Raw genomic sequence first — 3,485 nt, forward strand, 5'->3', positions numbered from 1 at the left:
CGTCACGAGCTCGCTCGCGAGCGTGTGGATCTTCGCGCGCAGCTTGAACTCTTGGTCGGGCGGATAGGGCAGGATGGCGAAGTTGTAGCTGCGGATGGTGCTGATCCGCGGGCCACCACCGCCGATCAGATCGCGCTTGAGGGCGGCCACCGCGCCATCGAGATCGACGCTGAACGTGATGTCCTGCTGGGTCACGCGTGCCGCCCCTGCTCGACCTGCTCCGCCCACGCACGCAGGTTCGGGGAGGCCCACTCGAAGTCGACGACGTCGCCGAGTCTTCGAAAGTGTACGTCGCGGAGCGCGGCGAGCCTCGGCGCGAGGCTCTCGGCGTCGAGGCCAACCGAAGCGAGGTACGGGTTCTTCAAGATGGTCCCGCCGATGCGGACCTCACGCAGAAGGTGCAGCAGATACGCGAGCGCCTCGTCGGGGACGCGCGGGGTCGCGATCGTTCGTGGGTTGGTGCGACCGACGAGACCGGCTTCGCCCGCGGCGGTGAGCAGGTTGCCCGCGAACTTCACGCGCGTGGCCGCGGCCCATCGCTCCTTCCATGTCGCGTGCACCCACCGCTCGACCTGATCGCGGTCGATGGTGGTGCGACCATCGACACGTCGCTGCACCAGGTAGTCGCCGGTGAACGCCCGATAGACCGGGTCGCTGAACTGCATGTGCCAATGGCAGACGATGACGCGCGTCTCGGCGGGGATGCTGCGCCAGGAGTGAAGCGCGGCGAGGGCCTCCGGCGTCGCGTCGAAGCGCTGAGAGAGCGTCGCCATGAGCGTGCGCACGCGCGGCATCGTGCGGGCGCCGAACCATCGCTGCTCGAACGCGGCGGCTACGCGTTGATCGACGGGCAGATGGAGGTCGACGTTCTGCCAGTACGCCCTGCACTCCGGCTCGGCGAGCGTGACGCGCAAGACGCGCGTGTGGACGTCGTCGCTTTCCGCCGGACGCTCGGTCACGGCGTCCCCATCGAGAAGAACGGCAGCGGGTATTCGGCAGTTAGCGGCGCGAGGGCCGCGGCGAGGCGACACGCGCCCTCGGCCTTCGATGCCGGCGGATTCCGCAGTCGTCGGCCTCCCGGGACGACCTCCGCGGAGCTGTCCGCGGCAAGTCCCTTCACCCACGACAAGAACGCGGCGCGGTTGAACGCGCGCTCTGCCAGCATTGCCACACCGAGCGCCTTTGCGGGCAGCACGTCGCCGCGTCGTAGCTCTGCGAGCCGGGCGTCGAGGCGCTCGTCAACGGCGAACCCGAAGTGAAAGAGCGTCCACCTGGCGTCGGCCGACCGCGTTCTACGGCGCGCGGCCTCGTCAACCCGCCGCGCGGCCTCGCGCACCGCACCGAGCCCGGCCCACGCGTGGGTGCGCGGGAGGAGGCGGGCGAGGAAGTCGCCGCCGGCCTCGGGGTCGGTGAGCTCGGTGCGCCACCAGCCAAGACGATCGTCGCCGCCGACGCGCTCGCCGGCCCAAGCGACCGTGAGCTGGATCGCCAGGATTGCGTCGAGATCGCTGGTGGATGCGGAGAGGATGGGGATGGGCGGGTCGAGGGAGGCCGCCATGGGTGGCGGAGTATCGCATCATCGGCGCGCTCCTGGTTGGGGAACGGAGGGCACCGCGATTGGAATCACAGGCTGATGCAAGTCCCCGCAAAACTGGAGAGCCCGTGTAGGTCTCGACATGGATCGCGCCGACTCCAGGGCAACTCCGAGGGTCAGGAGCGACGAGCCAAAGAAGAAGTGCGGCAACGAATCGAAGTCGAGGCCTCGCCGCGAAGTATGCTCGGCGCAATGACGAGCGGCGTAGTGAGCCCGACGTGGTGGCAGCATGAAGCAGCGTCATGGTTGCCCGCACTCGATCATCTCAACGAGGCTCGCCGCGCGGAGCACGAGGTCAATCGGTGCGAGAGTCTCTGTAAGGCGCTGAACAAGACCTGGAACGCGCTCTTCAAGTACCGAAAGAAATACGCGTTGCTTACGAAGACGGAGATGGAGACGGCGCATTCCGACTCTCAAGCAATTACGCAGCTCTTCATGCACGGCCTCGCGGAAGCAGACGCCGATGCATTCTGTGGGAGCACGGTCGTTCGCCGGCTTGTTGAGTGGACGCCCCGGATCATGAACCAGAAAGTCCTCGGCCAACTCGACTATGACCCGCGCAATCTCGGGGAGGACATTCGCAGGAAGGCGGAGAAAGATCACGAACGGCTTGTGCGAGCGGCGCAGGAACATGCCGCGAATCCGGGAGACCGCAACGCCCGCGATTGCCTTCTGAAGCGGCTTGCACAGGTCGTCTACATCGTCCGTTCAAACATTGCACACGGGGAGAAGACTCCATATGGACCAGATGGCGCGAAGGGCGAGCGTGACCGGAGCGTCAGCACCGTCATGTCGGAAGTTCTCGCGGAATTCTTCGACCTGCTCCTCGATCGCCCATCCAGGCGACTCGCCGTCTACGGGAGTCTTGCCCCCGGTCAACCCAACGCCTCCGTGTTGGGGAACATCGCCGGGACATGGTCCTCAGGCATGTTGAAGGGCGCGATCGAGGAGCGCGTGGGCCTGCGGTACTTCCGCTGGGATTTTGCTGGGAACGATGTGGCTGTGGAGGTCCTCACGTCCGGCGACCTCTCTGACCATTTCGAGAGGATCGACAATTTCGAAGGGCGAGGTTACCTGCGCACCCTCATTCCCGTGACGGTCGGCTCCGCGCTCCAGGTGGCGAACGTCTACGAGGCGGCGCGCGATTAAGCGACCGGCCGGCGAAGTGCCGCACCTGACTTCGGGCTCTTCTCCACTCCGCGTAGGCGGTCGATCCCGCGGCCGATGTGGATGGTCTCGCTCTCGAGGTCGACGTCCTTCCCAGCGGAGAGCTTCGAGCTCGGCGGTTCGCAGGTAGTTGTAGATGGCGATGCGTAGTAGCGCCGACGCTGAATCGGATCGTCTCGCATCTCACGAGCTTGAGGAACTCGTCGGGGTCCTTCGGCCAGTGGTCGGTGATGGCCGGGGGGGCGGACGCCGACCTTCTCAGAGGCGACCTCCTCATCGATCTCAAAACGACCGCGAAGGGCTTCCTCGAACGCACCGCCCTGCGGCAGACGGTCGGATACCTCATTCTCGCGAGGCGAGCCTGTGTTCGAGACAAGACGCTGCCAAAGCCGCGCCGCGTCGGCGTCTACTTCGCGCGGTTCCAGTAACCGGCAGCGGTCCTCGACGAGGCGAGGTGCGTGCACCGTACGGAACACGCGTCACCATCGTATGTGATGGTCCCTGCCGCGCGCGCGCTCGGGCACGAACGCAAGTGTGCCCCGGCCCTCGCCTCCCGACCCGTTCGTGCGCGCTGTCGCTCGACGGATCGCCGAGGTCCGCCGCTTGGCCGGTATTACGCAGGAGGCGCTCGCGGAGCAGCTCGGCATCGCGCTCAAGAACGTCCAGCGCATCGAGTCCGGGCGACAGAACCTCACGCTGCAGACCCTCGCGCGAGTGGCGACGG

The 3,485-nt window shown here is 66.5% G+C and carries 4 protein-coding genes and 1 pseudogene; 2 read left to right on the forward strand and 3 right to left on the reverse strand.

Annotated elements, in window-relative coordinates:
- From ACLL97_RS10115 to brxE, 3 genes and pseudogenes are all read right to left on the reverse strand, one after another.
- A pseudogene (locus tag ACLL97_RS10115) lies at positions 1 to 195 on the reverse strand (DUF1788 domain-containing protein); the annotation flags it as partial.
- Positions 192 to 959, reverse strand: coding sequence for a DUF1819 domain-containing protein (locus ACLL97_RS10120; RefSeq protein WP_411280348.1), 768 nt, complete (start codon positions 957 to 959; stop codon positions 192 to 194). The pseudogene ACLL97_RS10115 and the gene ACLL97_RS10120, both read right to left, overlap by 4 nt.
- The gene (gene brxE / locus ACLL97_RS10125; protein ID WP_411280349.1) at positions 956 to 1,558 is read right to left on the reverse strand and encodes a BREX-6 system BrxE protein; all 603 of its coding nucleotides are present in this window, start codon (positions 1,556 to 1,558) and stop codon (positions 956 to 958) included. Before brxE ends, ACLL97_RS10120 begins: the two co-directional genes overlap by 4 nt.
- A 216-nt stretch (positions 1,559 to 1,774) precedes the next feature.
- On the opposite strand from brxE, the gene ACLL97_RS10130 reads away from it, so the two are divergent.
- Positions 1,775 to 2,743 (forward strand): hypothetical protein, encoded by a 969-nt coding sequence (locus ACLL97_RS10130; RefSeq protein ID WP_411280350.1) that lies wholly within the window; start codon positions 1,775 to 1,777, stop codon positions 2,741 to 2,743.
- Positions 2,744 to 3,325: 582 nt separating this feature from the next.
- On the forward strand, positions 3,326 to 3,485 hold a 160-nt coding region (locus tag ACLL97_RS10135; protein WP_411280351.1), incomplete at its 3' end, for a helix-turn-helix domain-containing protein.

This window comes from Gemmatimonas sp. (assembly GCF_046594945.1).
In the GTDB taxonomy this organism is placed as follows: Bacteria; Gemmatimonadota; Gemmatimonadetes; order Gemmatimonadales; family Gemmatimonadaceae; genus Gemmatimonas.